Origin of the sequence: Paenisporosarcina indica, from assembly GCF_001939075.1 — a bacterium.
GTDB classification, from domain to species: domain Bacteria; phylum Bacillota; class Bacilli; order Bacillales_A; family Planococcaceae; genus Paenisporosarcina; species Paenisporosarcina indica.
In genome coordinates, this window is the sequence record NZ_MPTA01000006.1 from 110,053 (window position 1) to 130,342 (window position 20,290).

At 39.4% G+C, this 20,290-nt stretch carries 22 protein-coding genes and 1 tRNA gene; 1 reads left to right on the forward strand and 22 read right to left on the reverse strand.

The features are described 5' to 3' along the window. Nucleotide 1: 1 nt before the first annotated feature. From secG to clpP, 12 genes are all read right to left on the reverse strand, one after another. Nucleotides 2–229: a preprotein translocase subunit SecG gene (secG, locus tag GY23_RS13940; protein WP_075619828.1), complete on the reverse strand. Its 228-nt coding sequence runs from the start codon at nt 227–229 to the stop codon at nt 2–4. A gap of 361 nt (nt 230–590) precedes the next feature. Continuing rightward, on the reverse strand, nt 591–1,886 hold the full coding sequence (gene eno, locus GY23_RS13945; protein WP_075619829.1) for a phosphopyruvate hydratase: 1,296 nt from the start codon (nt 1,884–1,886) through the stop codon (nt 591–593). Between the two features lie 2 nt (nt 1,887–1,888). Then, nucleotides 1,889–3,430, reverse strand: coding sequence for a 2,3-bisphosphoglycerate-independent phosphoglycerate mutase (gpmI, locus tag GY23_RS13950; RefSeq protein WP_075619830.1), 1,542 nt, complete (start codon nt 3,428–3,430; stop codon nt 1,889–1,891). Continuing rightward, nucleotides 3,423–4,184 carry a triose-phosphate isomerase gene (tpiA, locus tag GY23_RS13955; protein WP_075619831.1) on the reverse strand — a complete coding sequence of 254 codons (762 nt, stop codon included), beginning with the start codon at nt 4,182–4,184 and terminating at the stop codon, nt 3,423–3,425. Before tpiA ends, gpmI begins: the two co-directional genes overlap by 8 nt. Before the next feature lie 12 nt (nt 4,185–4,196). Continuing rightward, on the reverse strand, nt 4,197–5,384 hold the full coding sequence (locus GY23_RS13960; protein WP_075619832.1) for a phosphoglycerate kinase: 1,188 nt from the start codon (nt 5,382–5,384) through the stop codon (nt 4,197–4,199). Between the two features lie 101 nt (nt 5,385–5,485). Next, a complete protein-coding gene (gene gap / locus GY23_RS13965; RefSeq protein ID WP_075619833.1) occupies nt 5,486–6,493 on the reverse strand; it encodes a type I glyceraldehyde-3-phosphate dehydrogenase in 1,008 nt (335 codons plus the stop codon). Nucleotides 6,494–6,505: 12 nt separating this feature from the next. Beyond that, nucleotides 6,506–7,543 carry a sugar-binding transcriptional regulator gene (locus tag GY23_RS13970; RefSeq protein ID WP_075619834.1) on the reverse strand — a complete coding sequence of 346 codons (1,038 nt, stop codon included), beginning with the start codon at nt 7,541–7,543 and terminating at the stop codon, nt 6,506–6,508. A gap of 183 nt (nt 7,544–7,726) precedes the next feature. After that, nucleotides 7,727–7,873, reverse strand: a complete 147-nt coding sequence (locus GY23_RS18330; RefSeq protein ID WP_161487613.1) for a hypothetical protein — start codon at nt 7,871–7,873, stop codon at nt 7,727–7,729. A 116-nt stretch (nt 7,874–7,989) separates the two neighbouring features. Further along, nucleotides 7,990–8,223, reverse strand: a complete 234-nt coding sequence (locus GY23_RS13975; protein WP_075619835.1) for a glutaredoxin family protein — start codon at nt 8,221–8,223, stop codon at nt 7,990–7,992. 124 nt (nt 8,224–8,347) lie between these two features. Then, nucleotides 8,348–9,124, reverse strand: a complete 777-nt coding sequence (locus tag GY23_RS18335; RefSeq protein ID WP_075619836.1) for a TPM domain-containing protein — start codon at nt 9,122–9,124, stop codon at nt 8,348–8,350. Next, the gene (locus GY23_RS13985; RefSeq protein WP_075619837.1) at nt 9,124–9,702 is read right to left on the reverse strand and encodes a LemA family protein; all 579 of its coding nucleotides are present in this window, start codon (nt 9,700–9,702) and stop codon (nt 9,124–9,126) included. The genes GY23_RS18335 and GY23_RS13985 overlap by 1 nt, the downstream gene beginning before the upstream one ends. 117 nt (nt 9,703–9,819) lie before the next feature. Then, nucleotides 9,820–10,416 carry an ATP-dependent Clp endopeptidase proteolytic subunit ClpP gene (gene clpP / locus GY23_RS13990; RefSeq protein WP_075619838.1) on the reverse strand — a complete coding sequence of 199 codons (597 nt, stop codon included), beginning with the start codon at nt 10,414–10,416 and terminating at the stop codon, nt 9,820–9,822. A 171-nt stretch (nt 10,417–10,587) separates the two neighbouring features. On the opposite strand from clpP, the gene GY23_RS14000 reads away from it, so the two are divergent. Beyond that, nucleotides 10,588–10,659 (forward strand) — tRNA-Arg (locus GY23_RS14000). A gap of 427 nt (nt 10,660–11,086) precedes the next feature. Here the strand turns inward: GY23_RS14000 and GY23_RS14005 are convergent. The 10 genes from GY23_RS14005 to GY23_RS14050 form a co-directional block, all read right to left on the reverse strand. After that, nucleotides 11,087–11,344, reverse strand: a complete 258-nt coding sequence (locus GY23_RS14005) for an HPr family phosphocarrier protein (RefSeq protein ID WP_075619840.1) — start codon at nt 11,342–11,344, stop codon at nt 11,087–11,089. Nucleotides 11,345–11,417: 73 nt separating this feature from the next. Continuing rightward, the gene (gene whiA, locus GY23_RS14010; protein WP_075619841.1) at nt 11,418–12,374 is read right to left on the reverse strand and encodes a DNA-binding protein WhiA; all 957 of its coding nucleotides are present in this window, start codon (nt 12,372–12,374) and stop codon (nt 11,418–11,420) included. A gap of 26 nt (nt 12,375–12,400) precedes the next feature. Beyond that, nucleotides 12,401–13,393: a gluconeogenesis factor YvcK family protein gene (locus GY23_RS14015; RefSeq protein WP_075619842.1), complete on the reverse strand. Its 993-nt coding sequence runs from the start codon at nt 13,391–13,393 to the stop codon at nt 12,401–12,403. A 4-nt stretch (nt 13,394–13,397) separates the two neighbouring features. Continuing rightward, a complete protein-coding gene (gene rapZ, locus GY23_RS14020) occupies nt 13,398–14,285 on the reverse strand; it encodes an RNase adapter RapZ (protein WP_139311129.1) in 888 nt (295 codons plus the stop codon). Next, on the reverse strand, nt 14,282–14,758 hold the full coding sequence (locus tag GY23_RS14025; protein ID WP_075619843.1) for an NUDIX hydrolase: 477 nt from the start codon (nt 14,756–14,758) through the stop codon (nt 14,282–14,284). Before GY23_RS14025 ends, rapZ begins: the two co-directional genes overlap by 4 nt. A gap of 493 nt (nt 14,759–15,251) precedes the next feature. Beyond that, nucleotides 15,252–16,202, reverse strand: coding sequence for a thioredoxin-disulfide reductase (gene trxB, locus GY23_RS14030; protein WP_075619844.1), 951 nt, complete (start codon nt 16,200–16,202; stop codon nt 15,252–15,254). 74 nt (nt 16,203–16,276) lie between these two features. Continuing rightward, nucleotides 16,277–17,803, reverse strand: a complete 1,527-nt coding sequence (locus GY23_RS14035) for a tetratricopeptide repeat protein (protein ID WP_075619845.1) — start codon at nt 17,801–17,803, stop codon at nt 16,277–16,279. Between the two features lie 386 nt (nt 17,804–18,189). Next, the gene (locus tag GY23_RS14040) at nt 18,190–18,702 is read right to left on the reverse strand and encodes an acyltransferase (RefSeq protein ID WP_075619846.1); all 513 of its coding nucleotides are present in this window, start codon (nt 18,700–18,702) and stop codon (nt 18,190–18,192) included. After that, nucleotides 18,699–19,355 carry a pyrophosphatase PpaX gene (gene ppaX, locus GY23_RS14045; RefSeq protein ID WP_075619847.1) on the reverse strand — a complete coding sequence of 219 codons (657 nt, stop codon included), beginning with the start codon at nt 19,353–19,355 and terminating at the stop codon, nt 18,699–18,701. Before ppaX ends, GY23_RS14040 begins: the two co-directional genes overlap by 4 nt. Continuing rightward, nucleotides 19,352–20,290 carry a nucleoside recognition domain-containing protein gene (locus GY23_RS14050; RefSeq protein WP_075619848.1) on the reverse strand — a complete coding sequence of 313 codons (939 nt, stop codon included), beginning with the start codon at nt 20,288–20,290 and terminating at the stop codon, nt 19,352–19,354. Before GY23_RS14050 ends, ppaX begins: the two co-directional genes overlap by 4 nt.

A 20,290-nucleotide genomic window follows, 5' to 3' on the forward strand; every position in this document is an offset into this window, starting at 1 on the left:
ATTATAATTTCGTTACGGCAATTGCCAAAATAAAAAATAATACGGCTAATACAATCGTTATACGGTGCAATACAAGATCCATTCCTCTTGCTTTTTGCTTGCCGAAAAGTTGCTCAGCTCCACCAGAGATGGCACCTGATAAACCTGCACTTTTCCCTGATTGTAACAACACAACAACGATTAATGCTAGCGAAACGATGACCAATAAAGTCAATAACAACGCATGCATTTGTTCCACCTCCCGATCAGAAACATCACAACACTCATTATTTTACCAAATAATAGACGTAAGTACAATAAGCTGATAGAAATAGATTAGGTATTCTATCAGAAAATTTGATAATTTAACGAATATTTAGACGCAAAGAAGATTGATAACTTGAAACAAAATATGACACAGCCAGAATTTTGGCAAATCCATACAAATTTATTCCTTATTGGATGTGCGTGTCGCTTGTTTAGAAATGTTTGCTCATTGTCCAAATATCTCATTCTCTTGTACAGATATCTATCATTCCTCCACCGAAATCTCCTATACACTTGCGAAAAATAAAAGCCGCCCACAATTATTGGGGCGGCTTTCATGTTATTTATTTCTTTAAGTTATAGAATGTTTTTAATCCTAAGTATTGAGCTGAATCGTAAAGTTGATCTTCAATACGAAGCAATTGGTTGTATTTGGCTACGCGGTCAGAACGTGATGGTGCACCAGTTTTGATTTGTCCCGCATTTGTAGCAACTGCGATATCTGCGATTGTTACATCTTCAGATTCACCAGAGCGATGAGAAATAACAGTTGTATAACCAGCACGTTTCGCCATTTCAATCGCGTCAAACGTTTCTGTTAATGTACCGATTTGATTTATTTTGATTAAGATTGAGTTTGCAATGCCTTCTTCAATCCCTCTAGAAAGTTTCGTTGTGTTCGTAACGAATAGATCGTCTCCAACTAATTGAACTCGATCACCTAGGCGTTCTGTCAATAATTTGTGACCTGCCCAGTCATTTTCATCTAAACCATCTTCAATTGAAACGATTGGGTATTTATCGCAAAGCTCTACATACCAATTCACCATTTCTTCTGATGATTTCACGATTCCTTCACCAGCTAAATTGTAGTTGCCAGCTTCTTTATTGTAGAACTCAGATGAAGCAACGTCCATTGCAATCAAAACTTCTTCTCCTGGTTTGTATCCAGCATTTTCAATCGCTGTCAGGATCGTAGTGATTGCTTCTTCATTGGATGCTAGGTTTGGAGCGAAACCACCCTCATCTCCAACAGCAGTATTCAAACCTTTTTCTTTTAACACTGATTTTAAACTATGGAAAATTTCTGCTCCCATACGTAGTGCATGACGGAATGATTCTGCACCAACTGGCATTACCATAAACTCTTGGATATCCACATTGTTATCGGCATGAGCGCCACCATTTAATATATTCATCATTGGAACTGGTAATTGTTTCGCGTTAAATCCACCTAAGTATTGATATAAGGGAATGTCTAAGTAGTCTGCAGCTGCATGTGCAACAGCAATTGAGACACCTAGTATTGCATTTGCACCAAGTTTGCTTTTGTTTTCAGTGCCATCAAGCTCAATCATCGCTTTATCAATGGACACTTGATCTAGTACAGAGAAATTTTCTTCAAGTTCTTCAGCTAAAATGTCATTTACATTTTCTACAGCTTTTAACACACCTTTACCAAGGTAACGGCCTTTGTCACCATCACGAAGCTCTACTGCTTCATATTCACCAGTGGAAGCACCAGAAGGTACGATTGCACGGCCAAATGCGCCGCTTTCTGTGAATACTTCGACTTCAACTGTTGGATTCCCGCGAGAATCTAATACTTCACGAGCTTGTACGTGTGTAATAATTGGCATGTTTATATCTCCTCAGCTTTCAGTAGTGTTTTACCTGTCATTTCAGGTGGTTGCATAATTCCTAACAAGTGTAACATGGTTGGTGCTAAATCTGCTAAGATCCCGTTGTCCCGCAAAGAAATTCCTTTTTTTGTGACGATAACTGGAACTGGGTTCGTTGTATGTGCTGTCATTGGCTCACCCGTTACGGTAACAACTTCATCCGAGTTTCCGTGATCAGCGGTAATGATGGCCGCTCCACCTTTCTCTACGAGTGCTTCGACAATGCGGCCGAGACATTCGTCCACAACTTCAATGGCACGAATGGTTGGTTCTAGCATCCCGCTATGCCCCACCATGTCTGGGTTGGCAAAATTCAAGATAATCCCATCAAAGCGATCTGCTCGAATAGCATCAAGTAACGCTTCTGTTACATCATAAGCACTCATTTCAGGTTGGAGATCATAGGTGGCGACCTTTGGAGAATTGATCAGAATACGTTCTTCTCCCGGGAAGTGATCTTCCCTGCCCCCACTCATGAAAAATGTCACATGTGGAAATTTTTCTGTTTCGGCAATGCGCAATTGGGTCTTGCCATTTGCAGCTAACACTTCCCCAATTGTATTAACTAAATTATCGCTTTCATATGCAACCGTTGCTATTACTTCATCACTATAAGTGGTAAATGTAACAAACTTCAAGTTGTTCGGATGCTTTGGACTAAGTGGAAAGGCCTCACAATTTGCATTTGTAAAGACAGTCGACAATTGAATTGCACGGTCTGGTCTAAAGTTAAAGAAAATGACAGCATCATTAGAATCGATTGTGGCAACAGGTTGTCCGTTTTCCCCAATCGTAAACGGCAGAACAAATTCATCTGTGACCCCTCGTTCATAGGAAGCCTGAACTCCTGCTACAGCAGAAGATGCCGTTCCGCCAACCCCATCAACAAGTGCTCGATACGTTTGTTCTACTCTTTCCCAACGTCGATCACGATCCATTGCATAATAACGACCACTTATCGACGCAAACGTGCCTACTCCGATTTCATTCATCTGCAGTTCTGTTTCCTCAATGAACTCAATTGCAGTTTTCTGTCCAACATCACGGCCATCCAAGAAACCATGCACAAATACGTCTTCAACACCATGCGCTTTTGCCAATTGCAATAATGCGAACAGATGCAAGTAATGTGAATGTACTCCTCCATCGGATAGCAAGCCCATTAGATGCAACTTTGAACCATTCGTTTTCACATGAGCAATCGCTTCCAAAAACGCTTTGTTTATAAAGAAATCTTCTTCACGGATTGATTTATGGATACGTGTTAAATTTTGATAGACAATGCGTCCTGCACCAATATTTAAATGACCCACTTCTGAATTCCCCATTTGGCCTGGTGGCAATCCAACTTCTTCACCTGAAGCGATAAGTGAAGCATGAGGAAATTGGTTCCAGTATCGATCGAAATTGGGTTTGTTTGCTTGTGCTACCGCGTTACCAAAAACTTCGTTTCTTAATGCGAGACCATCTAAAATAATAAGTGCAACTGGCGATTTAAGCATTTGCACCCGCCTCCAATAATTTCAAGAACGATGCTGGTTGTAAACTTGCACCACCAACTAGTGCTCCATCAATATGTTCCATGGTTAACAATTCTTCAATATTCTCTGGTTTGACAGAGCCACCGTACTGAACGCGAACCGCCTCAGCTACGTTTTGGCCAAACAATGATTCCACTTTTGCACGAATTGCCCCACAGACCTCATTTGCATCCTCGGATGTTGCCGTTTTACCTGTACCGATCGCCCAAATTGGTTCATATGCAATGACTGCTCGTTTCACTTGGTCTGCAGTCAAATCAGCAAGTGCTTTTTCTACTTGCCCTTCCACTTTAGAAGTCGTGTTCCCCGCTTCACGTTCCTCAAGCGTTTCACCAACACAAATAATTGGAATTAAATAATGGTCGAATGCAGCGTGCACTTTCTTGTTAACTGCTTCGTCTGTTTCATTGAAATATTCACGACGTTCAGAGTGACCTAAAATGACGAAATCAACGCCTAAATCAGCGAGTTGAACCGGACTTACTTCACCTGTAAAAGCACCTTCAGATTCAGAGTGCATGGTTTGAGCTCCCACATACACCGGGGAGTCTTTTACGACTTGTGCTAATTGGTCTAGAAATAATGCTGGAGCACAAATGACAGTATCTAATTTCACAGGATCCGGTGCTAAACCTTTCACTTCTTCTGCAAATTGTTTCGCTTCAGACAATGTTTTATACATTTTCCAGTTACCTGCAATAATTGGTTTACGCATGCGAATTCCTCCTTAGTTTTGATCGTTTAGAGCAGTAACCCCAGGCAAGTCTTTGCCTTCCATAAATTCAAGGGATGCACCGCCACCCGTAGAGATGTGATCCATTTGGTCCGCAACTTCGAATTTTTCAACAGCTGCCGCCGAATCCCCGCCACCAATAACCGTATATGCTTTTGTAGATGCCATTGCATTTGCAACGCCTTTTGTACCATTCGCAAATGGAGCCATTTCGAATACACCCATTGGTCCATTCCAAATAATCAATTTAGAGTTTTTAATCACATCTGCATAGAGTTCAGTTGTTTTCGGTCCAATATCAAGCCCCATCCAGTCAGAAGGAATTCCGTCAATGTCGACCACTTTTGTTTCAGCATCTTGTGAAAACTCGCTTGCCACAATCACATCAATCGGAAGCAAAAGATTCACGCCTTTTTCTTTTGCTTTTTCAATGAATGATTTGGCCAAGTCGATTTTATCTTCCTCGACCAATGACTGTCCGATTCCGTGACCTTGAGCCTTGGCAAATGTATAAGACAAGCCTCCACCGATGATCAGATTATCTACTTTGTCTAGCAAATGATCGATGACACCGATCTTATCTTTTACTTTTGCACCACCAATAATCGCTGTAAATGGTCGATCTGGATCAGATAATGCTTTCCCTAATACATTCAGTTCTTTTTCCATTAATAAACCGGATACTGCAGGAATATGGTTGGCAATCCCCGCTGTTGAAGCATGTGCACGATGTGCAGCACCAAAAGCATCATTTACATATACATCTGCAAGTTTTGCAAACTGTTTTGCTAATTCAGGATCATTCTTTTCTTCGCCTTTATGGAAACGGACATTTTCCAATAACACAATGTCCCCTTCTCCCATTCCAGCGATTGCTTGTTCAACTGACTCGCCAATTGATTCGTCTAGTTTTTGAACAGGTTTATGTAATAATGTACTCAAATGTTCACCCACAGCAGTTAAACGCATGTCTTCGTGAACTTCTCCTTTAGGTCGTCCCATGTGGCTTGCCAATATCACTTTTGCACCATTTTCGACTAATTGCTTGATCGTCGGAAGTGCTGCACGAATTCGTGTATCATCTGTGATTTTCCCATCTTCCATTGGCACGTTGAAATCCACGCGGCAAAATACTCGTTTACCTGCTACATCTATTTGTTGCATTGACTGTTTCTGATTCATGAAGAAATCCTCCTTCAGTATGAAAAAATAAGGAACGGAGGGTTCCTCCGTTCCTTTTACCCAACTCTATTATAGAGGTTGTATTTAAGATTCGCTATTATTTAAAGACCTTTTTTGTACATGTGTAAAGCTAGGTCGATACAACGTGCAGAGTAGCCTGATTCGTTGTCATACCATGCTAGAACTTTAACCATATTGCCTTCAAGCACCATTGTAGAAAGACCATCAACAATTGATGAAGCCGTGTTTCCGTTATAGTCGCGAGAAACAAGTGGTAGTTCGTTATATTGTAAATACCCTTTTAATTCGTTTTCAGAAGCTGCTTTAAGTGCTGCATTTACTTCTTCAACTGTTGCATCTTTTTCAAATTCTGCAACTAAATCAACAAGTGATACGTTCGGAGTAGGTACTCGAACTGCCATACCATCTAGTTTACCTTTTAACTCAGGAAGTACTTTAGAAACTGCCGCTGCTGCACCTGTAGTCGTTGGAATCATCGATTCAGTTGCTGCACGTGCACGACGGTAGTCTTCATGTGGTAAGTCTAGAATACGTTGGTCATTTGTGTATGAATGGATGGTTGTCATCATTCCACGTTTAATGCCAAAGCTATCATGAAGTACTTTTGCTACAGGAGCTAGACAGTTTGTTGTACATGAAGCATTTGATACGACATGATCTGTTTCAGCGTTATACGTTTCATGATTTACACCCATAACAAATGTTGGCATTCCACTTTTACCTGGTGAAGAAACAATTACTTTTTTCGCACCGGCTTCTATGTGTTTTCCTGCAGATTCGTTGTCGCGGAAAATCCCTGTTGATTCAATAACGATATCAATTTCAAGCTTTTTCCAAGGTAATACTGAAGGGTCTTTTTCTGCATATACGCGTACTCTATTGCCATTTACGATTAAGTCATTTTCTTCTGAAGAAATTTCAGCATCGAAAATACCATGTACTGAATCATATTTCAATAAATGAGCCAACATAGCAGCATCTGTTAAATCGTTGATTGCTACTACTTCTACCTCACCATGTTGTAATGCTTCACGGAATACTTTACGTCCAATACGTCCAAATCCATTAATCGCTATTTTTAAAGTCATTTTTATTTCCTCCTAGTTATCACTATCTAATAGTTGAGTTAATTTTGTTGCAGCACCTTCATCAGTAATAAAGACCGTTTGCTTAGGTGCATGTTTTAAATAAGACAATATAGCAGATGCTTTAGACTCACCACCAGCAACTGCGATCAAATGTGTAACATGTTTAAGTTGCTTTAATTGAATTCCTACCGTCCGAATGCGATGAACCGCTTCGCCTTGCTCGTTAAAGTAATACCCAAAGGCTTCACCTACGGCTTTTGATTCAATCACTTTGTTAAATTCTTCGTCGCTTGAGTTACGGCGTCTTGCCATTTCTTTGGCATCGCCGATCCCATGAATAACGATATTTGTTTTATCGTACAAATCCATCATTTCTTTTATGATCGGTTCTTTAATCATTGCCGTGTACGCAGCTTCACTTAAATGATCTGGCAGGTACAAAGTTCGTGAAGTCCCACTCGCTTGTGTGGCAAAAGATGAGGAAATGTTATTTGCCTGCAATTCCGCATTATTTCCTATACCACCTCGTGCAGCAATGAAAACTAAATTCTTAGGTTTAAGATGAACAGATAAATGATTGGTGATGGACGCAATCGTACTTCCACCTGTTACCGCAATAATATCTTTTTCATTTGAAAGGCTATCCAATTGTTTAGCCGCTTCAGAACCTAGTAATGATTTTGCATAGCTTTCACTTTCACTGTCACCCGGAACGATAATCACTCGAGTCAAGTGAAAGGCTTTTTCAAGTTTTCTTTCCATGTCAGTTAATCCTGACCATTCATGTACTAAATCTTTTAAAGTTTCTAAGACATTTTTTCCATCTTGTGTTATTTTCATTCCACCCGTGAGCACATTAATTAATCCTTGTGCTCGTAAAATGTCGGATTCTCTTCTTGTTTCTCGTTCTGTTAAGTGAACAAGTTCTCCAAGTGCTCGGCGTCCAATCCCAGAAGATAAGTAAATCGTCATTAATATTCGATATCTTTTTTGAAGAAGCGAAGTCATTTCAGGTAACATTTTTTGTTGTGCTCCTAATAATTCTTCCATCGCATTCTCCCTCTAAAAAAGGTTGGGCATTTTTTGTCCCACTCTTTTAAATTATGTCCCACTTCTACTTTTAATATACGCTCTTTTCAAAAAAAGTGCAATAGAAAAGGTGTGAAGTTTAGGGAATACTTAGTCCAGTCTGCTTCAACACAGTGTGAGGGGACCAATTAGTTTTGTTTTCCGCTACGCTACTGTTAAAGAAACTTGGCTGTTTGTTTTATTTCCGTTCATTTTGATTTCTCCCCGTTCGCGAGATCCTTCTACCTGTTCATCAGCACTTTCTACCCGTTCGAAACCCGTTTCTACCTGTTCATCCAATTTACTCCACAAAATATCCCTCAAAACAAGTAGGTCACTGAAAAAATCCTTTCAATCTAAACAAGCGAGCCTTTGCTCGATAAAATCGAATAAAGGCTCGCTTGATATTTGTATATTAAACTAGAAGTTCAGGAACTAAACGCCTCTATCAAAGTTGGATAATCGATACGGCCTTCTTGAATCACTTTACCTTCACTAATAATGACAGGAATTCGAAGCATATATTTTTCGTGAATGGTATCATCATCTTCTATATTAATAGTTTCGATTTCCAGTGGCACATCTTCCTCTACCATTCGCAGCATTAAACTAGCTTCTTCACATAATGGACAGTTCGGTCGTGAATAAAATTGGACTCTCAAAATAAAACATTCCTTTCGTACCTTTGTTCTATTATAAGGGACAGCTTTTCTAGTGAGAAGGGTAGGGTATGAATTCTAATATCCAAAAAAATCGAGTGATTGATTAACCACTCGATTTTAATGATTAAAAGCTACGGCCGGCCCCACCTCCACCAGAAGAGCCACCGCCTCCTCCGCGGAAACCACCGCCACCGCCGCCAAATCCTCCACCGAATGATCCCGACCCCATCATTGGAAAAACACCACGTCTTCTTCGTGATCCTGGACCCATGCCACCACCACCGCCACGATTTTTAAAAATCGTGAAAACGACGAACAATATGATGATGATTGTGATGATTGATGTGGAACCACCGCCACCACCTTGGTCAGACATAACTGGTGTTACTGCTTCCCCTTCCCAACCATATTCAGTTGAGATTTCCTGGTAAAAGACCTTCATCGTATTTAGAATGGCTAAATCAAATTGATCTTTTGATGCATAAGGAATCGTGTATTCATCTAAAATACGTCCCACTTTCCCATCTGGTAAAGCACCTTCAAGTCCATAGCCTACTTCAACCCACAGCTTCCTAGATTCGATATCAATTACCAGTAAGACGCCATTGTTTTTCTCTGCATTTCCTAGTTTATACTCACGGAAGGCTTGATTCGCAAAACTTTGAATATCCGTACCATCCAGTGAGTTGACTGTAAGTACCGCGATTTGTGCACCTGTCGCATCATCTAAACGCGCAGCCATTTGATTAATTTCTGTTTTTTGCTCATTATTTAACAAGCCCGCAAAGTCTTGCGTGTAAATGTCACCTACAGGTTTAGGAATGGTTGCAGCTTGAATCATAGGAGCAAGCGTCAATAGGAAGAGGAGCGCCATTCCCATGAAGAGCGTGGCTTTTTTCATTACTCCCCATCTCCTCCGAAGTCTACTTTAGGTGCATCTTGTGCGGCTGCATCTGCTTTAAAATATTCTTTTTCATCAAAACCAAAAATACCTGCTATCATGACGCCAGGAAAACGTTTTACTTTTCGATTAAAATCCGCAACTACTTTATTGTAATCTTGTCGTGCTATAGATAAACGATTTTCAGTCCCTGCTAACTCATCCATCAATTGACGGAAGTTGGCATCAGATTTCAAGTCTGGATAATTTTCTACAACAACTAATAATCTACTTAATGCACCTGATAATTCATCATTTGCCTGTGCCTGGTCTTCTGGTGAACCTGCACCAGCTAAACGTGATCGAGCTTCCGTGACACTTGCTATCACATCTTTTTCTTGTTTCGCAAAGCCTTTTACGGTTTCAACTAAATTTGGAATCAAATCCAGTCGTCGTTGCAATTGGTTCTCTACTTGCGCATATGCTTCATCTACGTTTTCTTCACCGTTAACAAATCCGTTGTAACTAGGAATTAACATAAGTGCTAGTACGACAATAATAATTACAACGATTAGAATCGGACCTAAACCCTTTTTCATCTTCTTCACCTCTTGAATAGTATAGTCAATATCTACCTTCTTTATAGATGATTAAAACATGGGTATTTTTTGATCAAAAAAAACTACAGTGACTTATCTAGTCACTGTAGTCTAATGTTATGCTTTTTTAAAATCATTGCGAGTCATAATATGATCGATTAAACCGTATTCTTTCGCACGCTCTGCCGTCATAAAGTTATCGCGATCTGTGTCTTTCTCAATTACTTCAATAGGTTGACCCGTACGTTCTGCTAATATACCATTTAATTTTTCACGTAAGAATAGAATACGTTTCGCAGCGATTTCAATTTCAGTCGCTTGCCCTTGTGCGCCACCCAGTGGTTGGTGAATCATAACTTCAGCATTCGGTAAAGAATAACGTTTACCTTTCGTTCCTGCTGTAAGTAAAAATGAACCCATTGAAGCTGCCATACCAATACAAATTGTTTGTACATCTGGTTTAATAAATTGCATTGTGTCATAGATTGCCATACCGGCAGTGATACTTCCGCCTGGGCTGTTGATATAAATTGAAATGTCTTTCTCTGGATCTTCAGCTTCTAGGAAAAGTAATTGTGCCACGATTGAGTTAGCTACATTGTCGTCAATAGCACTTCCAAGCAGAATTATTCGGTCTTTTAATAATCGAGAGTAGATGTCATAAGCACGTTCTCCACGGCTTGTTTGTTCAATAACTGTAGGAATTAAATTCACTGAAATTGCCTCCTTCAAACATAAATTGATTTTCGTACATCCTGAGTTTTACAATAAATTTCTCAGCTGTTCCCTTATCATATACAAGTTGGTCAAGGAAGGTCAAATATTTTGCACAAAAAACTTTAGTTGAATTGTTTTCATTAACTTTGTATAATAGGGAAGTCGCTCGCCCTCGTGGTGCAATGGATAGCACGTGAGCCTCCGAAGCTTTAGATGTGAGTTCGATTCTCGCCGAGGGCATCAAATATAGGATAATAAAGGACTGGAGGTTAGAAATTTTGGTAATACCAAAATTTGCCCAAGTCCTTTTTATTTTTCAATTTAGTATATGAAAACATTCGATTATCGAATCACGCTTCATTCTTTTCGGTGCAAAACGCAATCAATGCAGAAAAAACAGCAGTTGCTGTATTTGTTGCATTTATGAATGAAAAACCTTCAACTGGGAGTTAGCACTCTGAAAAAGTTCTTTCATTCTAAACAAACGAGCCTTCCCTCGACAAAATCGCGGGAAGGCTCGTTTGTTATTTGTACACAATCTACTGTATTAGATGGTATCACTATTCCCAGACGCATTTCAAGAGATAGCCGAATAGGGAATACTTATTCCAGTCTATAATGGTGCACTTTTTCAGTGCCCTCCTGGAAGTCGAAGGGATTTTTTTATCTATTCTTCTTTTTGAATCATTGCGATTAAGCCAGCTACGGCTTGTTCCTCATCGGATCCATCTGCACTAATAATAACTGTAGAACCTTTACTAATAGCTAAGCTCATGATTCCCATGATACTTTTCGCGTTTACTTTTTTCTCATCTTTTTGAAGATACACATCTGCTTGGTAACGATTTGCATCTTGTACAAACAGAGCAGCTTGTCGTGCTTGCAAGCCTGATTTTAATTCTACTTTTACTTGTTGTTCCACCATTCTTTTATGCCCCCTAAGCTCATTCCGTACTTGTATTGTTACTTATGTTAGCTGAAATGGACCATTCTCACAACTATCTTTTAACTTTATCATAAGCCACGCCACCGCGGAGTCCATCAGCGATTTCATCTAGTTTACGCAATCGATGATTAATACCCGATTTACTAACAGTGCCTGCCGATACCATTTCGCCTAGCTCTTTTAATGTCACGTCTTGATATTCAACGCGCAGACGTGCGACTTCTCGCAGTTTTTCAGGTAATTGATCAATCCCAATTGCATTATCAATAAATCGAATATTTTCAACTTGCCGCACGGCTGCACCGATTGTTTTATTTAAATTTGCAGTTTCACAATTCACGAGTCGATTTACGCTATTTCTCATATCCCGAACGATTCTGACGTCTTCAAATTTCAAAAGTGCATAATGAGCACCGCTAATGCTTAAGAAATCCGAAATCTTTTCAGCCTCTTTCAAATACGACACGAACCCTTTTTTGCGTTCAATCGTTTTTGCATTTAACCCAAATCCATTCATTAGGTCTACGAGTGCCTCACTGTGATCTTTATATAAAGAATAAATTTCTAAATGATAAGCTGAAGTCTCTGGATTATTGACAGATCCTCCAGCTAAAAATGCCCCTCGTAAATAGGCACGCTTGCAACACTTCTTCTTGACCAACTCAGATGAAATCGTACGATTAAATTGAAAATCCTCTGAGATGATTTTCAAGTCTTCCAGCAAAGCTTTTGCTCCGTCACGTACGCGACATATATATACATTATTTTTCTTTAAACGCATCTTTTTACGTACCAATAATTCCACTTGGTATGGATACAAATGTTTCATTAAAGTATATAAACGTCTGGCAATTGCTGCATTTTCTGTTTGAACGTCTAAACTTAAACTCCGATTGGCAAATGAAAGTGCACCATTCATTCGAATGAGTGCCGACAATTCTGCTTTCGCACAACAAGGTATTATGTCAGATTGCGTCATTTCTTTTTTGGTTTCCGATGCAAATGACATAGAAGTTTCCCCCTTTCGAGCGAATGTTAGATAGACTGTTGCTTAATTGCTTCTTCCCTATCCTCCGCATAATGGACAAGCCACTCCGCAACTTTTGTTGCTTCATGTCTAATCGCTCCATCTTGGATGGTCGCGATATCTTTTTTGACCACTGTTATTCCTAATTTTTTTAATTGAGATTCATCATAACTTACCGGCCTTGATTGTTCTTGTTCATAGATTTTTTGAACGGACAAAGGCACCTCGTCTGTATTAAGTAAAATAGTATGAATAAAGGGAGCTCCCATATGTACCATTAGTGCTCGAACATGATCAGCCGCAGAATAGTTATGAGTTTCTCCAGCTTGTGTCATTAGATTACATATATATACGTTTGGTGCTTTTGACTGAAGAATCGCTTTTTGAATGCCCTGAACTAATAAATTCGGTAATATACTAGTATATAAACTTCCAGGTCCAAATACGAGTAAATCGGCTTTTTGAATGGCTTTAATTGTATCAGGTAGTGGTTCAACATCATTTGGTGTCAAAAATACACGCTGAATTCGTTGTTTATAGGTGGGGATTTTGGATTCTCCTGTCACAATCGTTCCATCTTCCAGCTCTGCATGTAGCGTAATCCGTTGATTGGCAGCGGGCAGAATCGTGCCATGTACATTTAGTACGCGACTCATTTCACGAATTGCATGGGAAAAGTCTCCCGTTATGTCGGTCAATGCAGTTAACATTAAGTTTCCTAGTGAATGTCCTGCTAAATCTTCTGATTGACTAAAACGATATTGGAACATTTCTTCTACTAATGGCTCCACATCCGATAATGCTGCCATTACTTTTCTTATATCTCCCGGTGGGGGAATATCGTAATCATCTCGAAGTCTACCAGAGCTTCCACCATCATCCGCAACCGTAACAATTGCAGTAATGTCAATAGGGAATTTCTTTAACCCTCGAAGTAATGTGGATAAACCCGTTCCCCCGCCGATTATGACGATTCGCTTACGGCGTTTGGAACGTGCCATTCCATCAACCCTTTCTATGATTAATATCTCTGTGCGTAATTACAGTTTGATAATCTACTTTAAACAGTTTCGCGAAGTATTCCGTTAAGGTAACAGAACGATGTTGACCACCTGTACATCCGAATGCGATGACAAGTTGTCGTTTTCCTTCGCGTTTATACTGAGGTATCATATATGTCAGTAAATCAGTCAATTTTTCAAGTAACACCTGAGTTTCAGACCATTTTAATACATATCCAGAAACATCAGAATCCAATCCCGTCTTAGGACGTAATTCTTCTATATAATAAGGATTCGGCAAGAACCTTACATCAAATACTAAATCGGCATCAATCGGCAGACCATGTTTATATCCAAATGACATTACATTGACCGTAAAAGTAGAATTGCCTATTTGAGAAAACTCTTCCTGGATTTTTTCTCGTAGTTCTTTTGGTTTGTATTTAGAGGTATTGTAGATGAACTGTGCTCTTCCTTTTAGCTCTGATAGCAGCAGTCGTTCTTTTGCAATCCCTTCCAATGGCAGACCCGCAGGTGCTAAAGGATGAGAACGACGTGTTTCTTTGTAACGTCTTACAAGTGTTTCGTCGTCTGCTTCTAAAAACAAAATCTTTGGTGAAACGTCACTTTTTTTGCCCAGATCGTCTAGAGCACCAATCAAAGAATCAAATAAATCGCCACCGCGCATATCCATAACTGCGGCAATTCGGTTCATATTTTTTCCCGACTCTCTCATCAACTTTAAAAACGTCATTAATAGAGCAGGCGGCAAGTTATCGATACAGAAAAACCCGAGATCCTCGAAACTTTGAATGGCTACTGTTTTCCCAGCTCCTGACATGCCGGTAATAATAACAAATTCCGAATCTTGAGTTCTTTGTGTTTCCATCATTGTTTCTCTCCCTCATATGACACTTGGATTTCTTCTTTAATTAACTCAAAATCTGAGGTGTATACAAATGTCCCATATTGAACTCCACTACCTGTGACTGCATATTGCAAATTTGTGCGATCGCCTTCTGCCATTGGCAAATGGACCAAAGATTCCACTGGGTGCCATTCTAAGACACCTTCAGTTGTTATGTCAAAGGGAATTCCTTCTAAATCATGGGCGACAAACGTAAATAGCATCCACTCATTCTTTACTTGTTCTTCGTCAAGAACAACCATGGTATAAACACCTTTTAAATGAGGATTGATCGGCGTTGTATTTGTTTCTTCGGAAAATTCACGAATGGCTGCTTGATAAATAGACTCACCCGGCTCCATTTTTCCACCAGGTGCTACATACCAATCTCTACGTGGTTTCTTCAACAAAAGGACTTGATTATCTTTTAATACGATTAAGTTTGCTATACGTTGCACATTCTACACTCCACATCCATGTAAACTCACTAGGTCTATTATACAACTTAGAAGGTCAGCATATCAAAAAAAGTGTAGCAATATCACACTCATAAGACTAAACGTTGTTTGCAAAGAAATTGCCTTCTTAAATTCTAAATAGTTATTAATCAAATAAGGGTTTATACACTCTGTTTCTTTATCGCGCATTTGCGCTACCGCTGGCTCCAGGTGAGCCAACATGTAAGAAGAGCACATACTAGTGGGTCACATTCTTCATGCCCCTGCGCAAGCTCGTCGCAGAAAAGCTGTGCTCTTGCGGCAATGCGCTCTCATTCTTAAATGCCATCAGCAAGTTTTTTAACATAGTCTACAAAAAAAGGCTGCTACGTCGATTTTCATCGCGCAACAGCCTGTCAAAATATTGCTATAAAAAAGGGGGTCAATTTACTATCTTTAATATACATCATCATTATTGCAATGGTGTTACAGATGGATTAAAGAAAGATTAAAATTAAGCTTTGACTCCTAATTTTTCATGTAATTCTTCAATGTAGTGCTGAGCAGCTTGTGCTGCAATACTTCCATCACCTGTGGCTGTTACAATTTGACGTAATGTTTTTTCACGTACGTCACCTGCTGCAAAAATTCCTGGGACCTTTGTTTCCATTTGCTCATTTGTTAAAACATAGCCATTTTCATTCAATATGCCTAAGTTTGCAAATGGTTTTGTTAACGGAAGCATGCCGATGTAAATAAATACACCATCTGCATTAAATTCACGTTCAGTGTCATCAACAGTTGATGACAATGTTACGCTTCCCACTTTGCCATTTTCAGCATTGATTTCTTTAACTGTATGATTCCAGATGAATTCAATTTTTTCATTGGCAAATGCGCGTTCTTGTAGTATTTTTTGAGCTCGCAACTCTTCGCGACGATGTACGATGGTCACTTTGCTTGCGAAACGTGTTAAGTACACACCCTCTTCAACTGCCGAGTCTCCGCCTCCAACGACAACCAATTCTTTGTTCTTAAAGAATGCTCCGTCACATACTGCACAATAACTAACTCCACGTCCACCCAGTTCAGTTTCACCTGGAATGCCCATTTTTTTGTATTCGGCACCAGTTGTTATGATAATTGCTCGTGTTTTATATTCTTTCCCACCAGCTTTTATTGTCTTAAACGCTTCACCATCCGTGATTTCTTGCACGTCACCGTATGCGTATTCAGCACCGAATTTTTTTGCATGATCGAACATTTTAGTCGAAAGCTCTGGCCCTAAAATATGTTCGAATCCAGGGTAGTTTTCCACTTCTTCGGTATTCGCCATTTGGCCACCCGGAATTCCACGTTCAATCATTAAAGTAGATAAATTTCCACGAGATGTATAAACAGCAGCTGTCATTCCAGCAGGTCCTGCACCGATAATCACAACATCATAAATTTTTTCTTCAGTCATTGTAAAAAACCTCCTACACTCATTGTTCTCTCACAAATCGTATAAGATTCGTGCAATCCATACAACTTTTATGCTTACGCGTCAAATAACGGCAAAAATTGCATAAGTTCATTTATATACTTTGTGATTGTTGGCGTTGTAATTTTATACTGCTCTGACAATGCTTTTTTAGTAATTCCTCGAGAACGAGATGATTGGTACATAAAGTCTGCCGCAGCTGCGAGTGCTTTCGGATTCTTAAATACATACCCTTTATCAATTGCTCGTTCCATCAAAACAAACCACATTTGATATAAAGAAGACTCATCAATCGTTACAGGATGATTTTTCTCATACAATTCTTCCGTTGCATCAACTGCTCGCATAAAAGAACGTTCCTCTAAATGTATCGTTTCGAATTCGTGTCCAAGTGAATGAGCAAGTAACCATTTTTCCATGATTGAATACGTTTCAACATTTACCCATTCAGGATGAGCTAATATTTCTTGTTTATGAGCCGTCTTTCCAAGTAAGAATAAACCAAACATACGCTCACTACGATACGCATTTTCAAGTTTTTCAACGATAAAGTCACGATTATGCTCCATGCCACTTAACGAAATGCCTTCCTTTTGACCAGCCCATGGTTCAAGTCCATCTTTATCTGGAGCAATTTGAATCAATAATTTCCATGTCTGACGTGCAACTTGTTCATGACCCGAAAAATAAGCAGAATGAGATAACCAAAAATAAAACCCTGGGTCGCCTTCATAGCCTCGTTTTTGCAATGAACGCAACCACTTATATGCATCTTCATAGTGCCCCACTAAAGCAAAAGTGGCACCTAATTTATAGCGATGTTCCAACATATAAGGTTGGATTTTGCTCAATAGTTTTATTAAATATTCCAGTTCTTTCTCATTTTTTTCATAATAATGAACAACGGCTAAATTACATAAGGCATGCAGATTGCCCGTATTATTTTCTAGCACTTGATACAATAAAGCTTTTGATTGATCTACTTCTCCGATATAGAAATAAGCTAATGCTAGGTTATTATAGGCAGCCCAAAAATCCGGGTTTTCTTCCACTAACGTTTCCAACACTTCGATGGCTTTTTCAAAGTTTCCTTCTTCCATCATGCGTCGTGCTTTTTCTTGAATCGTCAAAATTTCACTGCCAATATCACTTGATTCAAACAGTGGCCAATCTTCTTGTTCAGAGAAATCAATGATTTCCATCGCTTCTTCTGCATATACACCACTTATATCTAGTTCTACATACTTTTTCGCGAATTTTCGCGCATCTGCTAAAAACCCAAGATGTGCATTGACTTCAGCTAAGAAAAAGATAACTTCTGTTTCATTTGGATCAAGACTATGTGCACTATGCAATAATTCAAGTGCATGGTCGTATTTTTCTTCTTCCATTTCCACAATGGCGTACTGCATTAAAATAAGCGGATCATCTGGACTCAGTTCCGCTGCACGTCTCAAATATTTATTTGCCTTGTCAAACTGCTCCCGATTAAGAGCTTTCACTGCTTTTTGATAATAATATTCGCCTGTTGGTACAAAAGAGACGATATTAGTATTTGCTTGTTTTATGTGTTTTTTCTCCAATTAATGCCTCCGAAAAAATAAAAAGGAACACACGATGTCCCTTTTCAGTATCTTCCTATTATACCACAGAGAATTAAGTTTTACTCTCATGCCTTTTTTGTAGTACTACTATCACATCATCTTCAATAACATCCCAGGAAGACTCGTTAGTTATCTGTAAACACTTTACTGAGTGATTTTTCTGCCTGGCTTCTCGCGGGACGCATCCACAAAGCGCCGAAGCGTGAATTATAGGGAATACTTAGTTCAGTCTATACTGGTGAAATTTTCAGTGACTTCTATATAGGGTAGGACTAGCTTAGAACACTGGGTTCGTGGGAGAGTCCCAAATTTTATACTTTTTTATAAAAAAACTCACGAAGTGAGTCACTTCGTGAGTTCGTTTTTTATTGATTCAGACGACGTTTTGCCATTTCTTCAGCTGTGTATATGATTTTCATCGGGTTTCCTCCAACGAAACTTCCTGCTGGGACATCTTTATGTACGAGAGTTGCAGCTGATACAATTGCTTCGTCCCCAATATGAACTCCCGGTAAAATCGTGGAGTTTGCACCGATTAACACTCGGTCGCCAATCACGACGTCCCCAATTCGGTATTCATTTATTAAATATTCATGTGCTAAAAGTGTGGTGTTGTAGCCGATAATTGAATTTTTGCCAATTGTAATTCTTTCTGGAAACATCACATCGGGCATGACCATTAGTGCGAAGGATGTTGCTTCACCAATGTTCATATGTAAGAAACGGCTGTACAAAAAGTTCTTAAACGGTAATGATGGGCTATATCTGCCGAGTTGAATTACGACAAAATTCTTCATGACTTTCCAAAACGGCACGGTCTTGTATATATGCCACAACGAATTTGCCCCTTCTACAGGATACCGCTCTGTTTTTCTCATGAATGATAACCATCCACAATTTCAAGAAGTTCAGATACATGTTGCAACATATAATCCGGATTAAATGTGGCCAAAAATGTTTCACCTTTCGCACTCCATGCTACGCCTGCTGTGCGAACTCCCGCATTCTGACCACCTTCTATATCATGTGAATTATCACCAATCATAAGCGATTCTTCTTTGCTAGATCCCAAACGTTTTAATGCAAGTAGAATCGGTTCTGGATCTGGTTTTGGATTGGTTACATCATCAAGTGCAATGACAATTTCGAAAATACCCTCGATGCCCATCAACTTCAAACCTTGTTGAATAACATCTTGTCTTTTCGTTGAAACAATCGCCATTTTGATTCCGCGTGCTTTAAGTATTCGAAGAGTTTCTGTTACACCATCAAATTCAACTGCCATTTGATCATGCATTTCCATATTAAAAGCACGATATTCAAGGATCAACTCTTCCGTCAAAGTCTCATCTATACTATCAAATGTTTGCTTCAGAGATGGACCTATAAAATGCAGTGCATCCTCTCTAGTAAAACGCCCTGGATAGCGTTTTCCTAAAACACTTAAAAAAGTTTGGATGATGAGCTCATTTGTATCCAGCAACGTTCCATCAAAATCGAAAAGTAGTGTAGTAATAGGTTCTGTTTTCATTGTGCGAGCAATTCCTTCCTTTTCGTTTGTTCAGTCCGTCTCCAAATTGCAGCTATAATAATCGTTAATACGAAGGCGATTCCGAGCCTTAATAATAATAATGGCCAGATTGGGATTCCGAGTGGGATAAAAATAAGGGTATCTTCTACTACTGCGTGACAGGCTACTAAGAAGATAAAGACCAGTGTTGCATCTTTTTTGCTGACACCATCCTCTTGTACGGCTTGAATCATGACCCCCGCCCCAATTGCTAAGCCGATTACCAACCCCGAAACTAGCGTCATCGAGGCATTCGGTGCAATCCCTAATACTTTTGTAAAGGGTGCGATTTTTTGTGAAAATTTTTGCAAGTACAGTTTGTCTTTCAAATATTGGATAATAATCATAAGCGGGATGACAATCATCGCAAGTTGTAAGACACCAAAGCTTGCTTTTTGAAGACCCAGTAAAGTGATTTCCAACCATCCTTCTGGTATTGCGGCTGCTTTTGGAGCCATCCCGTATTGAGCGATCTCTGAACCACCCGACCAGACAAGATTAATGACAATGGCAGAGATGGCAGCTAGCCCGAAACGAACAAGTAAGACAACCCATAATTTAACGCCAACTTTTAAGGCAACGGTCGTTTCGATAAAAATATTGTGTGAAAACGACAACATGACTGCGATGATAAAGACTTCTTTTACCGTCAATTCTAATGATAGAATTCCGGCAATTCCGGCATACAGATTGAGGGCATTCCCTAATACTAACGGAATGGCCGCGTCTCCTCTCAGACCAAATATCCCCATAACCGGTGAAACTAAATCAATAATCCACGGCAAAACTGGCGTATATTGTAATATAACGATGAGCACAGTAATCGGAAAAATAAATTTACTTAAGGTCCATGTAGTTTTCAGACCAGCAAAGAATCCATTTTTTAAAATAGTCAT